General features: G+C 63.7%; 24 protein-coding genes and 1 pseudogene. 16 read left to right on the top strand and 9 right to left on the bottom strand.

Going from position 1 to position 21,593, the window contains the following annotated elements; genetic code table 11:
• Nucleotides 1-388: 388 nt before the first annotated feature.
• Together RFM40_RS31570 and RFM40_RS31575 are read left to right on the top strand one after the other, a co-directional pair.
• On the top strand, nt 389-1,177 hold the full coding sequence (locus tag RFM40_RS31570) for a DUF1223 domain-containing protein (RefSeq protein ID WP_320278927.1): 789 nt from the start codon (nt 389-391) through the stop codon (nt 1,175-1,177).
• A 411-nt stretch (nt 1,178-1,588) separates the two neighbouring features.
• Entirely contained in the window at nt 1,589-1,975 is a 387-nt protein-coding gene (locus RFM40_RS31575; RefSeq protein WP_126097119.1) for a DUF2794 domain-containing protein, read from the top strand.
• Between the two features lie 125 nt (nt 1,976-2,100).
• Here the strand turns inward: RFM40_RS31575 and RFM40_RS31580 are convergent, their stop codons facing one another.
• The 4 genes from RFM40_RS31580 to RFM40_RS31595 all read right to left on the bottom strand — a co-directional run bounded on the left by RFM40_RS31580 (nt 2,101) and on the right by RFM40_RS31595 (nt 7,024).
• Nucleotides 2,101-2,673 carry a GNAT family N-acetyltransferase gene (locus tag RFM40_RS31580; protein ID WP_320278928.1) on the bottom strand — a complete coding sequence of 191 codons (573 nt, stop codon included), beginning with the start codon at nt 2,671-2,673 and terminating at the stop codon, nt 2,101-2,103.
• A gap of 116 nt (nt 2,674-2,789) precedes the next feature.
• Nucleotides 2,790-3,530, bottom strand: a complete 741-nt coding sequence (locus RFM40_RS31585; RefSeq protein WP_320278929.1) for a Bax inhibitor-1/YccA family protein — start codon at nt 3,528-3,530, stop codon at nt 2,790-2,792.
• A gap of 231 nt (nt 3,531-3,761) precedes the next feature.
• On the bottom strand, nt 3,762-6,326 hold the full coding sequence (locus RFM40_RS31590; protein WP_320278930.1) for an ABC transporter permease: 2,565 nt from the start codon (nt 6,324-6,326) through the stop codon (nt 3,762-3,764).
• Nucleotides 6,326-7,024 carry an ABC transporter ATP-binding protein gene (locus RFM40_RS31595; RefSeq protein WP_320278931.1) on the bottom strand — a complete coding sequence of 233 codons (699 nt, stop codon included), beginning with the start codon at nt 7,022-7,024 and terminating at the stop codon, nt 6,326-6,328. The genes RFM40_RS31590 and RFM40_RS31595 overlap by 1 nt, the downstream gene beginning before the upstream one ends.
• A gap of 82 nt (nt 7,025-7,106) precedes the next feature.
• Here RFM40_RS31595 and RFM40_RS31600 point away from each other — a divergent pair, with 82 nt between their 5' ends.
• Nucleotides 7,107-7,748 (top strand): arylesterase, encoded by a 642-nt coding sequence (locus RFM40_RS31600; RefSeq protein WP_320278932.1) that lies wholly within the window; start codon nt 7,107-7,109, stop codon nt 7,746-7,748.
• Nucleotides 7,749-7,870: 122 nt separating this feature from the next.
• The gene (thpR, locus tag RFM40_RS31605; protein ID WP_320278933.1) at nt 7,871-8,467 is read left to right on the top strand and encodes an RNA 2',3'-cyclic phosphodiesterase; all 597 of its coding nucleotides are present in this window, start codon (nt 7,871-7,873) and stop codon (nt 8,465-8,467) included.
• Here thpR and RFM40_RS31610 read toward each other — a convergent pair.
• Nucleotides 8,371-8,892, bottom strand: a complete 522-nt coding sequence (locus RFM40_RS31610; RefSeq protein ID WP_320278934.1) for a low molecular weight protein-tyrosine-phosphatase — start codon at nt 8,890-8,892, stop codon at nt 8,371-8,373. The two genes, thpR and RFM40_RS31610, sit on opposite strands and share 97 nt — an antisense overlap.
• A 50-nt stretch (nt 8,893-8,942) precedes the next feature.
• Here RFM40_RS31610 and RFM40_RS31615 point away from each other — a divergent pair, with 50 nt between their 5' ends.
• The 4 genes from RFM40_RS31615 to RFM40_RS31630 all read left to right on the top strand — a co-directional run bounded on the left by RFM40_RS31615 (nt 8,943) and on the right by RFM40_RS31630 (nt 10,896).
• Nucleotides 8,943-9,236, top strand: a complete 294-nt coding sequence (locus tag RFM40_RS31615; protein WP_320273183.1) for a 4a-hydroxytetrahydrobiopterin dehydratase — start codon at nt 8,943-8,945, stop codon at nt 9,234-9,236.
• Nucleotides 9,237-9,485: 249 nt separating this feature from the next.
• Nucleotides 9,486-9,848 carry a YkvA family protein gene (locus RFM40_RS31620; protein ID WP_320273182.1) on the top strand — a complete coding sequence of 121 codons (363 nt, stop codon included), beginning with the start codon at nt 9,486-9,488 and terminating at the stop codon, nt 9,846-9,848.
• 277 nt (nt 9,849-10,125) lie between these two features.
• A complete protein-coding gene (locus RFM40_RS31625; RefSeq protein ID WP_320278935.1) occupies nt 10,126-10,632 on the top strand; it encodes an invasion associated locus B family protein in 507 nt (168 codons plus the stop codon).
• Between the two features lie 12 nt (nt 10,633-10,644).
• Nucleotides 10,645-10,896, top strand: a complete 252-nt coding sequence (locus RFM40_RS31630; protein WP_320278936.1) for a DUF3658 domain-containing protein — start codon at nt 10,645-10,647, stop codon at nt 10,894-10,896.
• A gap of 23 nt (nt 10,897-10,919) precedes the next feature.
• Here the strand turns inward: RFM40_RS31630 and RFM40_RS31635 are convergent.
• Both RFM40_RS31635 and RFM40_RS31640 read right to left on the bottom strand, forming a co-directional pair.
• A pseudogene (locus tag RFM40_RS31635) lies at nt 10,920-11,144 on the bottom strand (chloride channel protein); the annotation flags it as partial.
• Nucleotides 11,145-11,200: 56 nt separating this feature from the next.
• Entirely contained in the window at nt 11,201-11,500 is a 300-nt protein-coding gene (locus RFM40_RS31640; protein WP_320278937.1) for a hypothetical protein, read from the bottom strand.
• A gap of 249 nt (nt 11,501-11,749) precedes the next feature.
• Here RFM40_RS31640 and rlmN point away from each other — a divergent pair, with 249 nt between their 5' ends.
• Entirely contained in the window at nt 11,750-12,985 is a 1,236-nt protein-coding gene (gene rlmN / locus RFM40_RS31645) for a dual-specificity RNA methyltransferase RlmN (protein WP_320278938.1), read from the top strand.
• Entirely contained in the window at nt 12,982-13,449 is a 468-nt protein-coding gene (locus RFM40_RS31650) for a hypothetical protein (RefSeq protein ID WP_320278939.1), read from the top strand. The genes rlmN and RFM40_RS31650 overlap by 4 nt, the downstream gene beginning before the upstream one ends.
• 12 nt (nt 13,450-13,461) lie before the next feature.
• Here the strand turns inward: RFM40_RS31650 and RFM40_RS31655 are convergent, their stop codons facing one another.
• On the bottom strand, nt 13,462-14,103 hold the full coding sequence (locus RFM40_RS31655; protein ID WP_320278940.1) for a LysE family translocator: 642 nt from the start codon (nt 14,101-14,103) through the stop codon (nt 13,462-13,464).
• A gap of 183 nt (nt 14,104-14,286) precedes the next feature.
• Here RFM40_RS31655 and RFM40_RS31660 point away from each other — a divergent pair, with 183 nt between their 5' ends.
• Together RFM40_RS31660 and RFM40_RS31665 are read left to right on the top strand one after the other, a co-directional pair.
• Entirely contained in the window at nt 14,287-15,510 is a 1,224-nt protein-coding gene (locus RFM40_RS31660; protein ID WP_320278941.1) for an argininosuccinate synthase, read from the top strand.
• Nucleotides 15,511-15,696: 186 nt separating this feature from the next.
• Nucleotides 15,697-16,167, top strand: coding sequence for a hypothetical protein (locus RFM40_RS31665; RefSeq protein WP_320278942.1), 471 nt, complete (start codon nt 15,697-15,699; stop codon nt 16,165-16,167).
• 113 nt (nt 16,168-16,280) lie between these two features.
• Here RFM40_RS31665 and RFM40_RS31670 read toward each other — a convergent pair whose 3' ends face one another.
• Nucleotides 16,281-17,078: a lytic murein transglycosylase gene (locus RFM40_RS31670; RefSeq protein WP_320278943.1), complete on the bottom strand. Its 798-nt coding sequence runs from the start codon at nt 17,076-17,078 to the stop codon at nt 16,281-16,283.
• 174 nt (nt 17,079-17,252) lie between these two features.
• Here RFM40_RS31670 and RFM40_RS31675 point away from each other — a divergent pair, with 174 nt between their 5' ends.
• The 4 genes from RFM40_RS31675 (at nt 17,253) to RFM40_RS31690 (ending at nt 21,417) form a co-directional block, all read left to right on the top strand.
• A complete protein-coding gene (locus tag RFM40_RS31675) occupies nt 17,253-18,500 on the top strand; it encodes a flavin monoamine oxidase family protein (RefSeq protein ID WP_320278944.1) in 1,248 nt (415 codons plus the stop codon).
• 173 nt (nt 18,501-18,673) lie between these two features.
• The gene (locus tag RFM40_RS31680; protein WP_320228390.1) at nt 18,674-19,279 is read left to right on the top strand and encodes a DUF1236 domain-containing protein; all 606 of its coding nucleotides are present in this window, start codon (nt 18,674-18,676) and stop codon (nt 19,277-19,279) included.
• 187 nt (nt 19,280-19,466) lie between these two features.
• Nucleotides 19,467-20,408: a CPBP family intramembrane glutamic endopeptidase gene (locus RFM40_RS31685; RefSeq protein WP_320228391.1), complete on the top strand. Its 942-nt coding sequence runs from the start codon at nt 19,467-19,469 to the stop codon at nt 20,406-20,408.
• A 67-nt stretch (nt 20,409-20,475) separates the two neighbouring features.
• The gene (locus RFM40_RS31690) at nt 20,476-21,417 is read left to right on the top strand and encodes a glycosyltransferase (protein ID WP_320228392.1); all 942 of its coding nucleotides are present in this window, start codon (nt 20,476-20,478) and stop codon (nt 21,415-21,417) included.
• Nucleotides 21,418-21,593 lie beyond the last annotated feature (176 nt).

The following is a 21,593-nucleotide window of genomic DNA, read 5'->3' on the forward strand; positions in this document are numbered from 1 at the left end:
TTGAGGCATCAGTCCCTCTCTCAGGACTGTCCCTTATATCCTTGTCTCAGTTTTGGGGTGCATTCCACTGCCCTACTGCCCTACTGCCCTACTGCCCTACTGCCCTAATTAAACCCCGGCCCGCCAAGCATTAGCCGGCCCGGCTGAAGTCCTGATCCGGTCCACTCGCAATAGAGAACGACCCGCATCAGCAGAGTTTACCGCATGGCGGTGACGCGGCTTCGAAATCGAACCGCCTCGAAAAATGCAGTGGCCTCTCCCGCCGTCGCCTTACCTGCGGTCGCGACGAAAATTTCACCGCAACGTGACTTCCCGTTGACTGCTGGTTCTGCCACATATTTTAGCAATCAGAACAAGGCCGGCGTCACCGGCGGGAATTGGAACAGTCATGGCATCTCGAGGACCATTGCGGCTTGCGGCATTTGCGCTGGCCCTTTCGACGTTTGCCGGCGCCTCGCTGGCAAGCGAGCCCGAGAAGCCGCAGGCCGACAAACCCCAAACCGACAAACCTTTGGGCGTGGTCGAGCTTTTCACCAGCCAGGGCTGCAGTTCCTGCCCGCCGGCCGATGAATTCTTCGCCGAGCTGGCCGCCAAGGAAAACGTCGTCGCGCTCGCCTACCACGTCAATTACTGGGACTATCTGGGCTGGCAGGACACGCTGAGCAACAAGGAAAACACCGACCGGCAGTACGACTATATGCGCGCCTTCGGCAGCCGCTCGGTCTACACCCCGCAAGCCGTCATCAACGGCCGCAGCCACGTCAACGGCGCCAGCCGCAAGGACGTCGACGGCGCGCTGGCCCGGATGGACAGGGTGGGCGAGGGCATGCGGGTCGGCATCAAGGTGAGCCGCACCAGCGACCGCGTCATGATCGACGCGGGCGACGCCGGCAACGGCCCGAGCGACGCCCATGTGGTGATCGTCTATTTCGATCCGCCGCAGATGGTGAAGATCGGCCAGGGCGAGAACAGCGGCCGCAGCCTTACCTACTGGAACGCCGTCTCCGACATCCAAACCGCTGGCATGTGGCATGGCAAGGCGCAGCGCTACGAATTGCCGATGAGCGAGATCGCCAAGAAGGGCGGCTGCGCAGTGCTGCTGCAGTCCGTCGGCAAGGACGGCATGCCCGGTCCGATCCTCGGCGCCGCGTTTATTCGCAAGCCGGATCGGCTCTGACGGCTCCTATCCCTTCTCCCCTTGTGGGAGAAGGAAAATAAAAAACCGGCGTCAGCTTGCTTCTGACGCCGGTCATTCAGGTTTTGGGATCGTCGCACCTGATTTTTCCAAGGAAAAACCGAGGTTGGTTCGATCCGACGCTGACCCGTGGGCGGGGGGCTTGGGGTTTACGAGCCGGTGCCGGACCGAACCGTCTCAGGCAACGCGGGTAAACTCGTCGGACATTGGGGCATGAGCGCGGATAATTTGTGGCGACATTGTGGCGGAGCATCACCAATTCCAACACGCGTTTTGCAAACGTGACTGGACCTTTCGGAAACCGCGCAGGCCCCGCTTGCTTAGCCGGCCCTTGCAATTCGGCCGCGAAAGCGCGAACCTTGGCTGGTGCAGATTCAATCGAAGGATCGCGGCATGACCGATCACAGCAGCGGGGCGGAGGATGGGGAAGCATCCGGAATATTGATCCCGTTGCATGAGGCGCGCAGCGCACGCCTCGACCAGCCGGTGCGCTTCGACCGGCGCGAACTCGACCAGATCCTGAGGCTTTACGGACGCATGGTGGCTGCCAACGAATGGCGCGATTATGCGATCGATCATCTTACTGATCGCGCTGTCTTTTCTGTCTTTCGCCGGGCCAGCGAAGTGCCGCTGTTCCAGATCGTCAAGGACCCGAAACTGGCGCGCCGGCAGGGCGCCTTCGCCGTCATCGCCGCCGGCGGGCGCATCCTCAAGCGCGGCCAGGAACTCGGCCGCGTGCTCGGCGTTTTCGATCCCAAGCTGAAGCTGGTCGAGGCGTGAAGGGGAAGGGGAATTGAGGAACTGAAGAATTGAATAACTGAGGAAAAGAGGTGCTAAACGCCTGATATAAAATCATTTTTCTTCAGTTCTTCAATTCTCCAGTTCTTCAATTCCCATTTTGCTCCTCATTTCCCTCCAAGCCTGAACCTCCGCTCCGGCAGCGAATCCGGATCGGGCGGCAGCGCCGCGCCGCCGTTGAGCGGCAGCTGCATGAACACCGTGTCCAGCCAGCGCCCATGCTTGTAGCCTGACCCTTCCAGGTGCCCGGAGTGGCGGAAGCCGAGTTTCTCGTGCAGTCGCACCGAGGCGCTGTCCGCATGGCCGTCGCCGATCACCGCTATGATCTGGCGGAAGCCTGCCTTACGTGCCGAATCGATCAGCGCCTGCATCAGCAGGAGGCCCACGCCCTGGCCTTTGGCCTCGGGCGCGACATAGACCGAATCTTCGACGACGAATCGATAGGCGGGGCGCGGCCGGAACGGTCCGGCATAGGCATAACCCAGCACGATGCCGTCCTTTTCCGCCACGAGATAGGGAAAGCTGCCGGCCGCTAAGCCATCGTATCGATTACCCATTTCGGCGCGGCTGGGCGGCTCCAGCTCGTAGCTCGCAGTGCCGTGCTTGACCGCGTCTGCATAGATTTCCGTGATTCGGTCGAGGTCGGCCGCGGTGGCGGCTCTGATCGCAATATTGCTCATAATATGTGCAGTTGGTTTTCCTGCCTCGATAACAGCAGAGGAACGCGCAAAAGGAAAGGGCGGCCGTTGGGCCGCCCTTTCCGAAGTCTATGGTCCAGCTTGACCGGGTGCTCGCCTTAGCGGCGGTCGCCCATGAACTGCAGCAGGAACATGAACAGGTTGATGAAGTCGAGATAGAGCCTCAACGCGCCCATGATCGCCTTGCGGCCGGCCACGTCCGCGACGTCTCCCTCGAGATACATCTCCTTGATCTTCTGCGTGTCGTAGGCGGTCAGGCCCGCGAACACCAGCACGCCGATCGCCGAGATGGCGAAGGCAAGCGCCGAGGACTGCAGGAAGATGTTGATCAGCATCGCGATCAGCAGGCCGATCACGCCCATGATCAGGAACGAGCCGAAGGCGGTCAGGTCGCGCCTGGTCGTATAGCCGTAGAGCGACAGCCCGCCGAAGGCCGCGGCCGTGGCGAAGAATGTCTGGGTGATGCTGGTGCCGGTGTAGACGAGGAAGATCGTCGACAGCGACAGGCCGACAAGGCCGGCATAGACCCAGAACGTGGTTTGCGCCGCAGCCACGCTCATCGACTGGATCCTGAACGACAGGAACATCACCGCAGCCAGCGGCGCCAGGATGACGACCCAGCGGAATGCGCTTGCATAGATGAGCTGGCCGAAGGCGGTCAGCTGGCCGTCACCCGTGACGGCGAGTTGGAACGCGCCCCAGGCGGCAAGGCCGGTGATGAGCAGGCCAAGCCCCATCAGGTTGTAGACTTTGATCATATAGGCCCGCAGGCCCTGATCGATATCGACGCGCGCGCCGGGGGCGGCGGACGTCTGGTAGTTGCGAATGGGATCAGCCATTGGAAATCCTCTGTTGCTTCTGCCCCGTCCGGTGACAGGCCACTTTAGCCAGGCGCCGCTGGCGGGGCTCCAGCATGCCTGCGCAGAAATATGATGGTTCTTGACGTTAAGGACAAGACGGTAACGAGGCGTAACGCTTCGTGAGAAGGCAAAAGGCCGGTTTTTGGCCGTTTCGGCCGGCATTCTTACAAAGATTTAACGAGGTCGAGCCTGCTCCGTTCGCTCGTCGGGTCAGAGGTTGCGCAGCACCGGCGCCGCCTTGTGGCCGAGCACCCGCCAGGTGCCGGCAAGGCCGATGCCGACGGTGACCGCTAGCGACACGAGGATCGTCACGACCGCCACTTCCGGCATGAAGTGCGACGGCAGCGTCATGATATGGGCGACGACGAACCATGCCGCGATGCCGCCCGCGGCAAGCGCGAACAGCGCGGTCGCAAGGCCGATCAGCACATATTCCAGCGAGAAGGCCGTGATCAGCGTTCTGCGTGTTGCGCCAAGCGTCTTCAGCACCACCGCGTCGTGGATGCGGGCCCGGTTGCCGGCGGCCAAAGCGCCGGAGAGCACCAGAACCGAAGCGATCAGCGCCACGCCCGCGGCGGCGCGGATCGCGGTGCCCAGCTGGGCGACCAGCCGGTTGACGATGTCGAGCGCGTCCTTGACCCTGACCGTCGTCACCGCCGGAAAGGCGCGGGTGACCGCGTTGAGCAGCCGTGCGTCGTCGGCCGTGGTGGCGCTTCTGTCGGTCAGCGTCGCCAGCCAGCCATGCGGCGCGCCGGCAAAGGTGTTGGGCGAGAACACCATGACGAAGTTGATGCCCATGGTTTCCCACTCGACCTGGCGGAAATTGGCGATCCTTGCCGTCACATTGCGGCCGAGCACGTTGACGGTGACGGTGTCGCCGAGCTTCAGCCCGATCGCCTTGCCTTCCTCGGCCGAGAACGACACCAGCGGCTCACCGGAATAATCCTGCGGCCACCATGTGCCCTCGGTCAGCGTCGCGTTCTCCGGCTGCTTGGCGTCATAGGTAAGGCCGCGGTCGCCACGCAGCACCCAGGCGCCGTCGGCCGGTATCTTCACCTTGTCGACGCCGACGCCGTTGAGCGCCATGATCCGGCCGCGCAGCATCGGCACCTTGACCAGCGCTCCCCGAGGCGCCCCTTTCCCGACCAGGGCGGCGAAGGCGTCGACATCGCTGCTCTGGATGTCGACGAAGAAGAAATTCGGCGCCCGCTCCGGCAGGCTGCCGGAGATTTGGCGCCTGAGATTCCCGTCGATCAGCGCCAGCGTCACCAAGAGCGTCAGGCCGAGCCCGAGCGACAGCACGACCGAAGGCGTCAGCGCGCCGGGCCGATGGATGTTGCCGAGCGCGAGCCGAAGCGACACGAAACGCACACGCGGGCTTCGCCGGGCCAACCATTGCACCAGCGCCGCGACCAGCCGCAGCACCAGGAAGGCAAAGACCGTAGCACCGACGAAGATCGAGGCGATGCGTTGATCGTCGGCCGAAAGGATGGCGAGCCCCGCCAGCACCAGCACGATCGCGAGAGCAGCGCCGGCATAGGGCAGCCGCGGCAGCCCGCGGCTCTCAAAACCCATCTCGCGAAACAGCGCTGTCGCCGGCACGTCGCGAGCGCGCCCGAGCGGCAAGACCGCAAAAGCCAGCGTCACCAGCAGGCCGAACAGCGCAGCCATGGCGAGAGCGCTCGCGTAGAACCCGCCTTCCGCCGGCACCGGGATGACCGACTGCAGAAGCGCGCTCGCCACGAACGGCATTGCGGCGCCCAGGATCAGGCCGAGCACGATGCCGAGGCCGGCAATCAAAAGGATCTGCACCAGATAAACCGTGAAGACGAAACCGCCCGAGGCGCCGAGGCTCTTGAAGGTGGCGATGACGCCGCGCTTGCCGTCAAGATAGGCGCGCACCGCGTTCGCCACGCCGACGCCGCCGACCACCAGGGCCGTCAGCCCGACCAGCGTCAGGAATTGCGAGAAACGCTGGATATTGGAGGAAAGCGCAGGTGCTGCATTGCTGCGCGTGCGGATCGACCAGCCGGCCTGTGGAAACTCCTTCGCCGCCTCGGCCTGGATTTCCTTGATCCGCGCCTCGCCGGCGCCGTCGGGCAGCCGGACCTTGTAGGCGTTCTCGACCAGGCTGCCGGGCTGAACCAGTCCGGACGCGGCAAGCCCATCGTCCGAGATCATCAGCCGCGGCGCGAAGCCGAAGCCGTCCGAGATCGCGTCGGGCTCGTTGACCAGCCTGGCCCTCAGCTCGAAGGTTGCGCCGCCTAGCTTCAGCCGGTCGCCGATATGGAGATTGAGCCGGTCGAACAAAAGGTCGGGCGCGGCGGCGCCGAAGACTCTCGCTCTCTCGCCGAAGACTCTCGCTCTCTTGCCGAACAGCTCCTTCCTGGGCAGCGGCGGATCGGTCTCTAGGGAGCCATAGAGCGGATAGGCACCGTCGACCGCTTTGGCTTCGACCAGCGCCTGGTCCGAACCGTCCTCGAGCCGCGCCATCGAGCGCATGCCGGAATTCAGCGAGACCGTGCCGACGCTCTTCATAAAGCCGAGCTCGGCATCGGAAGCGCTGCGCTGATTGATCTGGAAGCGCAGATCGCCGCCGAGCAGCGTCTGACCCTGGTTGGCGACGCCGGCGGTGATCGCCTGCGCCACCGAATTGACGCCGCCGATGGCCGCGACGCCGAGCGCGATACAGCCGAGGAAGATCATGAAGCCCGAAAGGCCGCCGCGCATCTCGCGCAGCGAGAAGCGGATGGCGAGCTTCAAAGTCCTGGGCATCAGGCCGGCACCTTCACCTGCCTCGGCGCGTTCTCGATGCGTCCCGAACGCATCGACACCTGGCGCGCGCAGCGGGCCGCGAGCGCCGGATCATGCGTGACCAGCACCAGCGTCATGCCGCGCTCGGCCGCCTTGGCGAAGAGAAGGTCGGCGATCTGCTTTCCCGTTGCCTGGTCGAGGTTGCCGGTCGGCTCGTCGGCAATAAGGATGCGCGGCGACGGCGCCAGCGCCCTGGCGATCGCCACACGCTGCTGCTCGCCGCCGGAAAGTTCGCCGGGGTAGTGCGTCACACGGTCGCTCAGGCCGACGGCTCCCAATTCCCGCGCGGCCACCCCGAACGGATCGGCATGGCCGGCGAGCTCCAGCGGCACCGCGACATTTTCGAGCGCGGTCATGTTGGGGATGAGGTGGAAGGACTGGAAGACGATGCCGATGTTTCGCCCCCGAAATGAAGCAATCTGATCCTCGCTTTTGCCGTTGAGCAATTCGCCGGCGATTCGCACTGTGCCGGAATCGACCCTTTCCAACCCTGCCAGGACCATCAGCAAGGTGGACTTGCCGGAGCCCGAAGGGCCGACGATGCCGGTGGCCTCGCCGCTAGCCACATCGAGGCTGACGCCCTTCAGCACATGGACGGAGGAAGCGCCCTCGCCAAGCGTCAGCGAGACATCCCTCAATGCGATGACGGCTTCTGTCACAATGAAAGCGTCCTATATGGTGGAAAAAGGAGACGAAAACGCCTCCTCCCAGGGATTGTTCCGGTCATATGGGGCTCGCCGCATGGCTTTCAAACATACACTTGCCGCAGCCCTCATCCTTTTCCTCGGCGTTTGCGGCGCCATTTCGTCGGCGCGGGCCGAGACCTTCAATATCGTCGGCTTCGGTGACAGCCTGACGGCAGGCTTCGGCCTCGGCCCAGGCCAGGGCTTCACCGACAGGTTGCAGGCGGCGCTGAAAGCGAAGGGCCATGATGTTGCCGTCGCCAATGCCGGCGTGTCGGGCGACACCACGAGCGGCGGGCTGGCGCGGCTCGACTGGTCGGTGCCGGACGGCACCCGGCTCGTCATCCTCGAACTCGGCGCCAATGACATGCTGCGCGGCGTTTCGCCCGACATCGCCGAAAAGAACCTCGACGCGATGCTGGCGAAGCTGAAGCAGCGCAAGATCGCCGTGCTTCTTGCCGGCATGCGCGCCGCGCCTAACCTCGGCGCCGGCTACCAGAAGAGCTTCGATGCAATCTATCCAAGGCTCGCCATGAAATACGATGTTCCGCTCTATCCGTTCTTTCTCGACGGCGTCGCCGGCCACCCCGACCTGCAGCTTGAGGACGGCCTGCATCCCAATCCCGAGGGCGTCGATGCGATCGTCGAGCGCATCCTACCCTCCGTGGAGAAGGCCATTGCCGCGGACGGCGGCGCATAGTGAGGTCGGAATGCCACGGTTTCCGTTGGGGAAACCTTGTGGACAACAAACCGCTTGCCCTGCGCGGATATCGATGATTCGCTAAGGGGTGAGAGTTTCGATTCGAGGACAGGAGGCTTTTCATGCCACGTCTTTTCACCGCCCTCGAAATTCCGCGTGACGCCGCTCTTTCGCTGTCCCTGCTCCGGGGCGGCCTTCCCGGAGCCCGTTGGATCGACGTTGAAAACTACCATTTGACGCTGCGCTTCATCGGCGATGTCGAAGGCCATGTCGCCGATGAGATTGCCAACGCGCTCGACCGGATCAACCGGCCCTCCTTCCCCTTGACGCTCTCCGGCGTCGGCGCTTTCGGCGGCAAGAAGCCGCATGCGGTATGGGCCGGCGTGTCCGCCTCATCGGACCTGGTGGCGCTGCAGGGCGAGATCGACCGCATCTGCCAGCGGCTCGGCCTGCCCGCCGATCCGCGCAAGTTCACGCCGCATGTGACGCTTGCGCGCCTGCGCAATGCAAGCCCGCTCGACGTCGCGCAATATCTTTCGGCGCGCGGCAACTTTTCCGCGCTGCCCTTCCGCGTCGGCCGCTTCGTCTTGATGTCGTCGCGCGATTCGGTCGGCGGCGGCCCTTATATCGTCGAGGAAGCCTGGCCGCTGGTCGGCGCCGACACGCGCGCTTCCAGCCGCTTCGCCAGCGCCTCCGACGCTTCGCGGATCATGCGGTAGACGGAAACGAACTCTTCCGGCCCGTCATAGTAGGGGTCCGGCACGTCTAGTCCCGTTCCGGTCGCAAATTCCAGATAGAGATGGATACGGTCGCGCGCTGACGGCGGCGCCAGCGCCTTGAGGTCGCGCACGTTCGAGCGGTCCATGCCGAGGATCAGGTCGAAGCGCGAAAAATCCTCCGGCGCTATCCTGCGCGCGCGCTGTCCGGAAATGTCGACGCCGTGGCGTGCAGCGACCGCGATCGAGCGCGGATCGGGGGCGGAGCCGACCTCCCAGCCGCTTGTCGCGGCTGAATCGAGCACAATGTCGTGACGCGTTCCGCGCTCGTTGCCCCAAACGGCGCGAAAGAGGCCTTCGGCCAGCGGCGAGCGGCAGATATTGCCGAGACAAACGAACAGAATGGACTTTATGGGCTTTGCGCTCATCGATCCGGCGCTATGGTTGTTTCAATTTTCGAATAGCACAGGAACCCGACATGACCAGAGAGAAACTCAGCCAGGAGGCGATCGCCTCCGCGCTTACCGAACTCGAAGGCTGGTCGCTGGCCGCCGACGGCGCCGCCATCAAGCGCAGCTTCGGCTTCAAGAACTTCTCCGAGGCCTTCGCCTTCATGACCCGCGTGGCGCTGGCCGCCGAGAAGATGGACCACCACCCCGACTGGTCGAACGTCTATAAGACCGTCGACGTGACATTGAACACCCATGACGCCGGCGGGATCACCGCGCTCGACATCGAGCTTGCGAAGCGGATGAACCGGTATTTCGGGTAGGGCTGGAAGCGGCCTCGCCTCGTCGTCGCAGGGCGGAATAGTAGCGAAGACCCTGGGCGATTAAGAAAGGCACTGTGGCGCCGCGTTCCCTCGCACCCCTCTCTGTCCCGCCGGCAGTGCCAATCGTGCGATCGCATCGAGCATTTCCGATGTCCACCGCCTAGCGACCTCTTGCAGCGGGGTGCCGCTTTCACCACATTTTCCGCGGCGGGCCGGCACGCAAGGACACGCGCGGCCAAGGAGAGATTGATGGCGCAGGAATCCGGTTTTGATTTCTTCGGCTTTGGCGGCAAGCTCGCCGGCGAGGGCGAGGTGCGCGAGAAATTCTGGCGCACCGCCAAGAAGGCTGCCCGGCAGATCCCGTTCATGGACGAGGTGGTCGCCGCCTATTACTGCGCCATGGACAAGGACACGCCGCTGCGCGCCAAGGGCATCCTGGTCGCCGCGCTCGGCTATTTCGTGCTGCCGGTGGATTTCATCCCCGACTTCGTCCTCGGTCTCGGCTTCACCGACGACCTTGCCGTGCTGACCGCCGCGATCACCGCCGTCAGCGCCCACATCACGCCCGCGCACCGGCAGGCCGCCAGGGATGCGCTTGCCGACAAGCGTTGACCCTGGGGTTGACCCTGGCTGACATTTCGGCACAACGAGACCGCGAAACCACCCGCACGAAAAGACAAACTCTTGCCGCTTTCGTGGCCTCCAAGTTCGCGCCGGGACATCGTGATCGCCGCATTTCCAGCGGCGGCGCGACTGGTGGCGGTTTCCTGGGGTGAGCTCCTTTTCTTGAGGAAATTCACCGTTTGGTAACCCTGATTAAATCAAAATGAAGCGACGGCAGGACGCCACGCGGCCCGCCTCCGCACCATTTGGGAATACGGGAAGAACGATGCGCGGATTGATTGCTACAGTTTCCAGCCTGGTCCTGGCGGCTGCCTTCGCGGCGCCGGCGCTGGCGCAGCAGGCGACCAAGATCGGCCAGCACAATGCCTGGGGCACCTACAGCTATCAGTCCTCGGGCGGCAAGGTCTGCTACGTGCTCACCGTGCCGACCGACAAGCAGCCGCCGTCGCTCGATCACGGCGACATGTTCTTCTTCGTCAGCCAGCGCCCGGGGCAGCAGGTCTCCTACGAGCCGCAGTTCATCGCCGGCTACAATTTCCAGGAAGGCTCCAAGGCCACCGTCACCATCGACAAGAAGTCGTTCTCGATGTTCACCCGCGGCAAGTCCGCCTGGGTCGAGAACGCGGCCGAAGAGCCGGTGCTGATCGCCGCCATGAAGACCGGCACCGACATGAAGGTGCAGGCGAAGTCCGGCCGCGGCAACCCGACATCCTATGTCTTTTCGCTGAAGGGCATCTCGGCCGCGCTGGCCTCGATCGCCAAGTGCAAATAGGCTGAGGCTCCCTTGGCGGAGGATAGCAACATCGACGCCACCGTCATGCAAATGGTGATGGAGCGGTGGCAGAAAACCGCGATGGTCATTGCGAAGACCGAAGAAGCACTTCGCAAAGAGGGCGAGCAGGTTTCCTTCGAAGAGATTGCCGAGCGAATAGAAGCTCTTGATTCGCGAGGTGATATTGAAAGTCAGGGAAACCTCGCCCTTTGGCGCAACAGTGAAGTCCGCCTCCCGCAAGCGCGGCCAGAGACCAACGAATAGGGCGACAGCGCCAAACTTGCCATTCAGCCTTGTTGCTCCTCCGCCCTGCGCCGTCTGATCGCCTCGGCGATGAACACGCGCGACAGCGCGTGGTAGAGCGGCTCGTTGGAGATCAGCCGTGCCGTGCCGTAGCCCAGCACCGCCGCGCACATCAGCGCGATGACATTGTCGTGATTGCCGGTCATCTCGAGGATGATGACGAAAGCCGTCATCGGCGCCTGCGGGACACCGGCGAAATAGCCGGCCATGCAAGCCATCCCGCCGGCGTGTCACCGGCGGGCAGGTCGGCTTGAGAGGTTGCGGCTCACATCGCCATTTTTTCACATTCGGCCTGGGCCTTTTTGGTCGACGTATCGATCATATAGGTTTTGCCCTTGGCGTCCGTCATCATCATCATGCAATGCTTGATCGGCTTCGCCATCTTCATCATTTCGGCGCTCGTCTTCGCATCAGGCATCATGGTGCCCATGTGCCCGTCGGGCATGATTGCCGTCACCTGCCCGCCCTTCATCATCGTCATCGTGCCCATCGTGTCCTCGGCAAATGCCTGCGAGACGGACAGGCCGACAAGTCCGGCAATCGCGACAAGCTTGATCGAATGCATTCTGCGTACTCCCATTTTTGCAAGGGCATGGTCGCCCCTTTCAGGTTCGCGGCTGCGCTTCGGGCTGTTACGCTAACACGAATATGTGATCGATGCGGCGATAGGGAACCGCGCCGGGCAGCCGGCTGAAGCGATTCCGACTGTTCCCTTGCCGGGCGCATGACTCCGCCTGCAACCTGTGCTATGCGCCGCGCTTCATTTCGGGCACGATGCTGAAATCGGCCGCAAACCGCTTATATTGGCGCAACCATGACCCTTTCATTCGATCTGACCGCCGAGGGCGCGCGCGACGCCTTGCGCGCCCGTGCCGCGGCAACCGAAAAGCCGTCGCTGATCGGCCTGACCCGCGCCGAGCTCGGCGCGGCGCTGGTTGCCGCCGGCATCGTGCCGGAGCGCCAGGCCAAGATGCGCGGCCAGCAGCTCTGGCACTGGATGTATGTGCGCGGCGTCTCCGACTTCGCCCATATGTTCAACATCTCCAAGGATCTGCGCGCCGAGCTCGACAAGCATTTCACCGTCGCCCGGCCCGAGATCGTCGAAGAGCAGATTTCTTCCGACGGCACGCGCAAATGGCTGTTCCGCTTTCCGCCGCGCGGCGCCGGTCGTCCCGTCGAGATCGAGACCGTCTATATCCCCGAGGAAGGCCGCGGCACGCTCTGCATCTCCTCGCAGGTCGGCTGCACGCTGACCTGCTCCTTCTGCCACACCGGCACGCAGAAGCTGGTTCGCAACCTGACGACGGAAGAAATCCTGGCGCAGCTGCTGACCGCGCGCGACCGTCTCGGCGACTTCCCCGACCGCGACACGCCGGACGGCGCCATCGTGCCGGCCGAGGGCCGAAAAGTCTCCAACATCGTCATGATGGGCATGGGCGAGCCGCTCTACAATTTCGAGGCGGTGAAGAAGGCGCTGCTGATCGCTTCCGACGGCGACGGCTTGTCCCTGTCGAAGCGCCGCATCACGCTCTCGACCTCCGGCGTCGTGCCTGAGATCGCCCGCACCGGCGAGGAGATCGGCGTCATGCTGGCGATCTCGCTGCACGCCACCAATGACGATCTGCGCGACCTTCTGGTGCCGATCAACAAGAAGTTCCCGCTGAAGGATTTGATCGCCGCCTGCCGCGCCTATCCGGGCCTGTCGAATGCCCGCCGCATCACCTTCGAATATGTGATGCTGAAGGACGTCAACGATTCCCTTGAGGACGCGAAGGCGCTGGTGAAGCTGCTCAAGGGCATCCCGGCCAAGATCAACCTGATCCCGTTCAATCCGTGGCCCGGCACCAACTACCAGTGCTCGGACTGGGAGACGATCGAGAAGTTCGCCGACTACATCAACAATGCCGGCTATGCTTCGCCGATCCGCACCCCGCGCGGCCGCGACATCCTCGCCGCCTGCGGCCAGTTGAAGTCGGAATCGGAACGCATGCGCAAGGTCGACCGGCTGGCGCTGGAAGCCATGATGATCGCGGGGCACGGCGAGGCGTGAGGCGTATCATCGCCTATCTCGTCCGCTTCGCCGTCATCCTGATCGGCTATGCGGTCGCCGCGCTGGCGGCGAGCGCCTTCCTTAATGTCCTGTTCCTGGCGCATCTCGGCTATACGCCGGCCAATCCGGAGCCGGCGGCGACCGCCTCGCTCTATTTCTCGGTACCTTTCATTGCCCTGTTCGTCGCCTATTTCGGCTTCATGCCGGCGGCGGTCGTCATCCTGATCGCCGAAGTGCTCGGCCGGCGCGACTGGCTGTTCTACGCGCTCGGCGGCGCCGTCATCGCCGTCGTCTTCCTCGGCTTCGCGCGCAACATCGGCGATGGCGATTTCGATGTCACCGACAACAATGTGAGGCTCGCTTTGATCGGCAGCGGCATGGTCGGCGGCATCTTCTACTGGCTCTCCTCCGGCCGCTGGGCCGGCAGCTGGCAGCGCGAGCCGTTGCTCGATCCGGAACCTTGAGTCCGGCGCAAGCTACTTCGCTTGCGCGGTCAGGATTTTGAGCGCGAAGGCCGAGAACACGCCGCCGAACAGATAGTCGACCACCCGCGTCACGCGCGGACTGGCCTTCATCGCCGCCGCGAATTTCTCAGCCGCCAGCACCATCGGCGCCGTCACCGGGATCGACAGCACAATGAACATGACGCCGAGGAAGAACAGTTTGCCGGGCGCGTGCGGATCATGCGCGGAGACGAATTGCGGCAGGAACGTCATGAAAAACAGAATGATCTTCGGGTTGAGCAGATTGACGCCGAGCCCTGCCGCCCAGCTGCGGAATAGCGAAATCCGCGGTCCGCTTTTCTTCTCCGGCGAAAAAGCCGAGCCTTTGGCGATCGCCTGCCAAGCCAGGAAGACGAGGTAGCCGGCGCCGAAGATCTTCAGCGCGAAGAAGGCCATCGGCGAGGCCACGATCAGCGCCGAGACGCCGACCACCACCAGCGTGGTGTGGATCAGCGTGCCGCAGAGCGCGCCCGCCATCGAGGCAAAGCCGGTGGCGCGGCCCTGGCTGAGCGTGCGCGAGACGAACAACGTCATGTCCGGCCCCGGCGTGATCGCCAGGATGACGGTGGCGATAGCGAACTGGATCAGCGTCGTGGTATCGGGAATGAAGGACATGATCGCCCCTGCAAAATTGGATAGCGCGACCTATAACGCAGCCGTCTTGCCGAGGCCAGCATCTGCCGGCAGAAGCGTCTGGCCCAGCTTCCGCCGCCGCCCTGCGCCCGTTCGTCTCTTGCATGAGCCGGAAACCCCGTGATACTCGCCCCCCAAACCTTTTCACCCGCGGAACCGCCAACAATGTCCAAGTTCAAAAACGTGAAGAAAGTCGTGCTCGCCTATTCCGGCGGCCTCGACACCTCCATCATCCTGAAATGGCTGCAGACCGAGCTTGGCGCCGAGGTCGTCACCTTCACCGCCGACCTCGGCCAGGGCGGCGAGCTGGAGCCGGCGCGCAAGAAGGCCGAGATGATGGGCATCAAGGATATCCGCATCGTCGACGTGCGCGAGGAATTCGTCGCCGACTTCGTCTTCCCGATGTTCCGCGCCAACACCGTCTATGAAGGCACCTATCTGCTCGGCACCTCGATCGCCCGCCCGCTGATCTCCAAGCACCTGGTCGAGATCGCCAAAGAGACCGGCGCCGACGCGATCGCGCACGGTGCGACCGGCAAGGGCAACGACCAGGTCCGCTTCGAGCTTTCCGCCTATGCGCTGAATCCCGACATCAAGGTCATCGCGCCGTGGCGCGACTGGTCGTTCAAATCGCGCACCGATCTCATCAACTTCGCCGAGCAGCACCAGATCCCGGTGCCGAAGGACAAGCGCGGCGACGCGCCCTTCTCGGTCGACGCCAACCTCCTGCACTCCTCCTCCGAGGGCAAGGTGCTGGAGGATCCGTGGAGCGAGCCGCCGGAATTCGTCCACCAGCGCACCGTCTCGCCGATGGATGCCCCCGACGCCGTCACCGAGATCGAGATCGAGTTCCTGAAGGGCGATCCCGTAGCGCTCAACGGCAAGAAGCTGTCGCCGGCCACCATGCTGGCCGCGCTCAACGACCTCGGCCGCGACAACGGCATCGGCCGCCTCGATCTTGTCGAGAACCGTTTCGTCGGCATGAAATCGCGCGGCGTCTACGAGACGCCCGGCGGCACCATCCTGATCGCCGCCCACAGGGCGATCGAGTCGATCACTCTCGACCGGGGTGCGGCGCACCTCAAGGACGAGTTCATGCCGCGCTATGCCGAGCTCATCTACAACGGCTTCTGGTTCTCGCCCGAGCGCGTGATGCTGCAGGCGATGATCGACAAGAGCCAGGAAGACGTCGAAGGCACGGTGCGGCTGAAACTCTACAAGGGCAATGTCATCGTCACCGGCCGCAAGTCGAAAAAGACGCTCTATTCCGACGCGCTCGTCACCTTCGAGGACGACCGCGGCGCTTACGACCAGAAGGACGCCGCCGGCTTCATCCGCCTCAACGCGCTCCGGCTGCGCACGCTTGCGGCAAGGAACCGGCGGAGCTGATATTCGAGGGGCGGGGCTCCCGGCCTTCATCGACCGACACCGAACGACCAAGGCAAACCCGGCGGAAACGCCGGGTTTTTATTTGACGTTCCCAATGTAATCGAAGCTGGCCGGATCCAACGAAGTTTCCTGTTTGACCTTTTGTCGAATCCCATTAAGTTCCTTCTGGGGATAGGGGGATTAATAGTGAAAAATCGAATTTTTCTTCTTCTCGTTACGGGCGTCATTTTGGTGGGCTGGCAGCCCGTTGCGGCAAGCGCCGCGCAAGCCCAGGCCAAGTTCCGCACCTGCAGCGGTTTTGACGGCCCCTTCCAGGTTCCCGCTTCCCAGAAATGCCCGTTGAGCGGCTACGCGCATTTCGACCAGCCGACGGACGTGGACATTAAGGGCAGGCCAAAGGCGGCCTCGGCGCCGCGGTCGTCCAAGTTCCGTACCTGCAGTGGTTTTGACGGCCCCTTCCAGGTCCCCCTATCCCAGAAATGCCCGTTGAGCGGCTACGCGCATTTCGACCAGCCGACCGAAGTGGAGATTAAGGCGAGGTCAAAGGCGGCCTCGGCGCCGCGGAACCCCAAATTCCGTACCTGCAACGGCACTACCGGTACCTTCCAGATTCCCGTTTCCCGGAAATGTCCATTGAGCGGCTACGCGAATGATTGAGAGTTAGGTGATGAGATCGAACCTAGTCGTTCCGGGTGGTTGGGTTTTGACCCTGGCTCCGTAACAAAAAGCCCGGCGCAGGCCGGGCTTCTCGTCGGAACGGAGATATTCGATCAATTGCCGTCGATCTCCTCGGCGATGCGGGCGATGGCCTGCTGGTAGACGCTGGCTGAATTCCAGCCGGCGATTGCGCCCATATTCGCCTCATAGCTCGCGCCGGCCTGCCAGCCATGGCCCTTGAGGAAATTGGCGGTGGAGGCGAGCGCCGTGTTCCTGTCGCGCAGGTTTCCGCTACCGACGCCATATTTCAAGACGTTGCCGGGTAGGAACTGCGTGTGGCCGATCTCGCCATGCATGGCGCCGACCGAGGAGGCGCTCAACGCGCCGCGATCGACCAGCTTCAGGGCTGCGATGGCATGCGGGGTAAAGTAGTCCGGGCGGCGGCAATCATAGGCAAGCGTCAAAATGGCCGAGACCGTGTTCTGATTGCCCATGGAGGCGCCGAAGCCGGTCTCCATGCCCCAGATGGCGAGCAGCACGCCCGGCGGCACGCCGTAGGTCTGCTCGATCCTGTCGAACATCGCCGCGTTCGACTTCTTCAAAGCCCGGCCCTTGGAAATAATCGCGGCCCCGCCCCGGCGCTTCATGAACGCTTCCACCGAGCCGCTGAACGCCTTGTGGATGGCGCGGTCGGCTGCGATCGTCCGTGTTGCGTAAGTCGCGCCGGCCAGCGCGGACAGACCCCTCTGACCGACGCCGTTGGCCCGGGCCTCCGCGGCAAACTCCTGCTTCCATGCATCGAAGCCGGCGCCGTTATTGCCGCAGCTGCCTGCCGCCTGTGCGCCCGTCGCCAGCCCAAGTGCCGCCACAGCGGCGGCCACGAAAATCCTTCCCTTGGCAAAAAATGCCATGCTGTCTCTCCTGGTTGCCTGAATCACGTCCCGGTTGCAAATCTGCCAGTGAAACGCCCGGTTGTCACCGCCCTCAGGGGCTTGCACGGCGCTCGACGCTGGCGAATGCCGGGGAATTTGCCTACGATCAAGCATTTATTATGGCGACGGCATTTATTGTGGCGGGGGTCTTTTATGGAAGACGTTGATGTCGTGATCATTGGCGCCGGCTCCGCGGGGCTTTCCGCGGCCAAGACGCTGCGGGCTGCCGGACTTTCCTTTACACTTCTGGAGGCGATGAGCCGCATCGGCGGCCGCGCCTGGACCAGCGACCGGCATTTCGGCGTGCCCTTCGACATCGGCTGCGCCTGGCTCCACGCCGCCGACCGCAATCCCTATTTCCCCGAAGCGCAGGCTGCCGGCTGGACGCTGCACCACCACGATATGAATGTCGACCATCTCTACTATCGCGACCGCAAGGCGAGCGAGGAAGAGGAACTTGAGATGAAGGCCGCCGATGCGCGGCTGTTCGAACTGCTGGCCGCGCATCAAGTCCGGGACGGTGACGACGACCGGCTGTCGGCGCTGCTCGCCAAGGGCCATGCGCCGCGCGCCGCCGCCACTTTTGCCGGCCCGATGGATTTCGGCGCCGACGAGGACGAGATTTCGATCCGCGATTTCCAGGCCGCCGCCGACCTCGATCCGAACTATTTCAGCAAGGAAGGATTCGGCGCGCTGGTCGCGCATTTCGGCGCCGACGTGCCGGTCGAGCTGTCGACGCCGGTCCGCAAGATCCTTTGGGACGTGCCTGGCGTCGCCTGCGTCACCGATCGCGGCACTATCCGCGCCAAGGCGGTCATCGTCACCGCTTCGCTGGCGGTGCTCGCCTTTGAGGAGATCGAGTTCTCGCCGGCGCTGCCGGATGCGCATTTCGGCGCCTTCTTCGACCTGCCCATGGGCATGCTCACCAAGCTGCCGGTGGAGATCAAGGGCACGCGGCTCGGCCTGCAGCCCTTCGACGACCTTTTGATCGAACGCATGGCCAGGCACGACATCTATTTCCTCTGCTTTCCCTTCGACCTCGACCTGATGGTGGGGTTTGTCGGCGGCGACTTCGCCTGGGAGATGTCGGCGGCCGGCGAGGCGGCGGGCGTCGACTTCGTCGTCGACCGATTGTGCGGCATCTTCGGCAGCGATGTCAGAAAACATGTCGGCCGCGCCATGATGACCGATTGGGGCGCGGAGCGCTTCGTGCGCGGCGCCTATGCGGCAGCCCGTCCCGGCCGTTCCGAAGCGCGCGCCACGCTGATGCGGCCGGTGGCGGAAAAAATCTTCTTCGCCGGCGAGCATGTCGCCGGGCCGCTCATCCAGACCTGCGGCGGCGCGAGGTTGTCGGGCGAAAGCGTGGCGAGCCAGGTCATTGCCCAGCTCGCGCCGAAATAGTCCCGGAATGCCGAGAAATGACAGGCGCAAACCGGTGCTCTTCACGGTCTTTTGACCGGCCCGCCGAAAGGACATGGAACAATTCGTGAGCGGGCGATAAGCGCTTTAGCCGGAACGCATAAGGCCTTGTTTCGTTTTCGAGCCCGAGGGAGCGTTGAAAACGGAGAAAAGCCATGAAAAGCGTATTGTTTCCGGCGCTTGCCGGTGCGCTGCTCGCCATGTCGGGTGCGGCCCTTGCCGATACGCCCGTCTCGGCGGTGACGGATCTGAACGTCCGCGCCGGCCCTGGCCCGCAATATCCGGTGATCGGCGTACTGGCGGCCGGCCAGTCGGCCACGCTCAGAGGCTGCATCGCAAACAGCAAATGGTGCACCATCGCCGAAGCCGGCGGCAACGGCTGGGTCTATTCCGACTATGTGACGGGCGACTTCGGCGGCAGCCGGGTGGTCGTGACGCGCCGGCCGGCTGAAGCCGACATTGCCGTCGTGGCGCCGCCCACCGACGACGTCTACAGCACCGACACCTACACCGGCGCCATCGTTTCCGGCGACGACGCCATCGAGCCGATCGCCAGGCCGCCGGCCGAGGTGGGCACCTACATCACCACGCATCGGGTAGACCCGGTCTATCTCGAGGGCGAAGTGGTGACGGGTGCTACCCTGCCCGACACGGTCGAGCTGCGCGAGATCCCGGACTACAACTACCGCTACGTCTATGTGAACAACCAGCCGGCGCTGGTCGATCCTGGCACGCGCCGCATCGTCTATGTGATGCGCTGATCCGGCGCTGACAGCGTGCTGATTGCATCAGGCGGCCGCCGGCGATCGGTGGCCGCCTTCTACGCTCGGAGATGTCCTCGAAGCAGCCCGCAACGATGACGATTGCGCGCAAAGCGCCGATCCCCTAGATCATGCGACCCTTGAGCAACTCCAGGGGATTGCTCTAAGCGTCCGGCAGGGGACCCGCGTGATCATCGACAGTACCGCCTTCGAGCGCTACCGCCGCTCGCCGAACGAAAAGACCACCTTGCTGCGCCTGCTGCTCGGAACGGCAATCGTCATTGCCTTCTGGATGGCTATGACGGCTCTGGTGCTTTTTGCCGGCACCTACGCCTACATCGTCTGGCGTCTGCCCGGTCCCTCGACCGGCCGGTACATGCAGGATTTCCTGGCATCCCCCTTCGGCATCCTCACCGCGCTGACGTCGTTTGCCGGCATCTGGATCGGCCTCTGGGTGGCGATGCGCTTGGTGCATGGCGAGCCGCTCTCGGCGCTGATCGGCACCAGCCGCCGCATCTCGCGCGGCGGTTTCCTCAAAGGCCTGGTCGCGGTTCTGATCACCTCGTTGTTCTCCGAGGTCCTGCTCTATTGGCTGCAGCCGGAAGTCGCCCGCGGATCGATCGCGTTCTCGTCCTGGCTGCTATTCCTTGTCCCGATAATGCTCCTCGCCTTTCTGCAGACCTCCTCGGAAGAGGCTCTGTTCCGCGGCTATTTGCTGCGCGGCCTCGCCAGCAGATTCGGTGGCCCGCTGATCTGGGCGGCGCTGCCGGGGCTGCTGTTCACCGCGCTGCACTGGACCTCGGCCTCGACGCTTGCCATCAATGCCTGCGTGCTGGTCTCGATCGCCGCATTCGCGCTGCTGCTCACGCTGTTGGTCTACGCGACCGGCAATCTGGGCGCCGCCTTCGGCGCCCATCTCGGCAACAACCTGACCGGCTTCCTGCTGATCTCGCATCAAGAAAGCTACAATTCCTTCGCCCTGTTCAACGCCAAGCCGCTCGAAGGCGCCGGCTGGACGAATTGGGACGCCGTTCTCATCGCCGCGATCGGCATCGCAAGCACCCTGCTGACGATGCTCTTGCTTTTGCACCGCCGCTCGCCGCTGAAGGTCGGGCCGGACCGACCATGATCCCAAAAAGTGGAAACCAGCCCTCGGACGGGATCATGCTCAAGCAGAAAGCCGAAAGGCTGGCCTGATGCGCATCACGCTGGTGGCGGAACGCACCATCCCCTGCAAAGGTTATGGCGGCACCGAGCGCCTGGTCGACTGGCTGGCTCAAGAGTTTTCGCGCCGCGGCCACCAGGTCGTCCTGATCGCCGGCCGCGGCTCGAGCCATCCACTTTGCGAAGTGCGGCAGGCATCTTCGGCCGCCGAATGCCGTGCCGCGATTCCGGCCGACACCGACATCGTGCACTTCAATGGCTGGTACACTGAGGCGCCGCGCCCGGCGCTCTCTACGATGCACGGCTTTGCCCCGGAATTCCCGAAAAACGGGCAGAACTGGAACTTCGTCAGCGCCAGCCATGCGCGCAATCACGGACGGGAAACCTTCGTCTACAACGGCTTTCCGCTCGATGCCTATCGCCTGTCCGCCATCAAAACGAGCCGGCTTTTGTTTCTGGCCGGCATCGCGCGCGCCGGCAAGAATCTCAACCGGGCCGTCGATCTCGCCAGGTCCTTCGATTTCCAGCTCGACATCGCCGGCGGCTCGCGCTGGCAACTCCTGCAGCGCACGAAGGTTCGCAGCCAGGGCGTCTTCTTCAAGAGCTTGGGCCGCCGCTTCCGCTACCACGGCACCGTCGACGGCGATAAGAAGCTGCGCCTGCTCGGCGAGGCCAAGGCCTTCCTCAACCCGATCGCCTGGGAAGAGCCGTTCGGCATGGCACCGGTCGAGGCAATGCTGTGCGGCACGCCGGTGCTGACGACGCCGCGCGGCGCGCTGCCGGAGATCGTCGACGATGCCACCGGACGCCTCTTCGATAGCGATGCCGAGTTCGAGCAGGCCTTGGCCGCGATCGCCGGCTTGTCGCCGCAACGGTGTCGCGAGTCCGCCGCCGATCGTTTTCCCATCACCAGGACGGCACAAGGATATCTCGACCTCTACAAGCGCATCCTCGACGGCGAAAGGCTGCCCTGAGCCTCTTCGCTTCTCCCCTTGTGGGAGAAAGGTGGCTCGGCGCGCAGCGCCGAGACGGATGAGGGTGCTGGAAGAAACGCGGCGCTAAAATAGGAAACGATTTTAAGTGCTTACGTCCTTGATGCAGCGATCCGTCCAACACCCCTCCTCCGACCGAGCTTCGCTCGGCCACCTTC

Origin of the sequence: Mesorhizobium captivum, from assembly GCF_033977165.1 — a bacterium.
Taxonomy (GTDB): Bacteria; Pseudomonadota; Alphaproteobacteria; order Rhizobiales; family Rhizobiaceae; genus Mesorhizobium; species Mesorhizobium captivum.

Excerpts from the sequence above, each read along its gene's own strand:
- RFM40_RS31570 (WP_320278927.1), top strand. The coding sequence starts at position 389 with ATGGCATCTCGAGGACCATTGCGGCTTGCGGCATTTGCGCTGGCCCTT.
- RFM40_RS31575 (WP_126097119.1), top strand. The coding sequence starts at position 1,589 with ATGACCGATCACAGCAGCGGGGCGGAGGATGGGGAAGCATCCGGAATA.
- RFM40_RS31580 (WP_320278928.1), bottom strand. The coding sequence starts at position 2,673 with ATGAGCAATATTGCGATCAGAGCCGCCACCGCGGCCGACCTCGACCGA.
- RFM40_RS31585 (WP_320278929.1), bottom strand. The coding sequence starts at position 3,530 with ATGGCTGATCCCATTCGCAACTACCAGACGTCCGCCGCCCCCGGCGCG.
- RFM40_RS31590 (WP_320278930.1), bottom strand. The coding sequence starts at position 6,326 with ATGCCCAGGACTTTGAAGCTCGCCATCCGCTTCTCGCTGCGCGAGATG.
- RFM40_RS31600 (WP_320278932.1), top strand. The coding sequence starts at position 7,107 with ATGGCTTTCAAACATACACTTGCCGCAGCCCTCATCCTTTTCCTCGGC.
- thpR (WP_320278933.1), top strand. The coding sequence starts at position 7,871 with ATGCCACGTCTTTTCACCGCCCTCGAAATTCCGCGTGACGCCGCTCTT.
- RFM40_RS31610 (WP_320278934.1), bottom strand. The coding sequence starts at position 8,892 with ATGAGCGCAAAGCCCATAAAGTCCATTCTGTTCGTTTGTCTCGGCAAT.
- RFM40_RS31615 (WP_320273183.1), top strand. The coding sequence starts at position 8,943 with ATGACCAGAGAGAAACTCAGCCAGGAGGCGATCGCCTCCGCGCTTACC.
- RFM40_RS31620 (WP_320273182.1), top strand. The coding sequence starts at position 9,486 with ATGGCGCAGGAATCCGGTTTTGATTTCTTCGGCTTTGGCGGCAAGCTC.
- RFM40_RS31625 (WP_320278935.1), top strand. The coding sequence starts at position 10,126 with ATGCGCGGATTGATTGCTACAGTTTCCAGCCTGGTCCTGGCGGCTGCC.
- RFM40_RS31640 (WP_320278937.1), bottom strand. The coding sequence starts at position 11,500 with ATGCATTCGATCAAGCTTGTCGCGATTGCCGGACTTGTCGGCCTGTCC.
- rlmN (WP_320278938.1), top strand. The coding sequence starts at position 11,750 with ATGACCCTTTCATTCGATCTGACCGCCGAGGGCGCGCGCGACGCCTTG.
- RFM40_RS31655 (WP_320278940.1), bottom strand. The coding sequence starts at position 14,103 with ATGTCCTTCATTCCCGATACCACGACGCTGATCCAGTTCGCTATCGCC.
- RFM40_RS31660 (WP_320278941.1), top strand. The coding sequence starts at position 14,287 with ATGTCCAAGTTCAAAAACGTGAAGAAAGTCGTGCTCGCCTATTCCGGC.
- RFM40_RS31670 (WP_320278943.1), bottom strand. The coding sequence starts at position 17,078 with ATGGCATTTTTTGCCAAGGGAAGGATTTTCGTGGCCGCCGCTGTGGCG.
- RFM40_RS31675 (WP_320278944.1), top strand. The coding sequence starts at position 17,253 with ATGGAAGACGTTGATGTCGTGATCATTGGCGCCGGCTCCGCGGGGCTT.
- RFM40_RS31680 (WP_320228390.1), top strand. The coding sequence starts at position 18,674 with ATGAAAAGCGTATTGTTTCCGGCGCTTGCCGGTGCGCTGCTCGCCATG.
- RFM40_RS31690 (WP_320228392.1), top strand. The coding sequence starts at position 20,476 with ATGCGCATCACGCTGGTGGCGGAACGCACCATCCCCTGCAAAGGTTAT.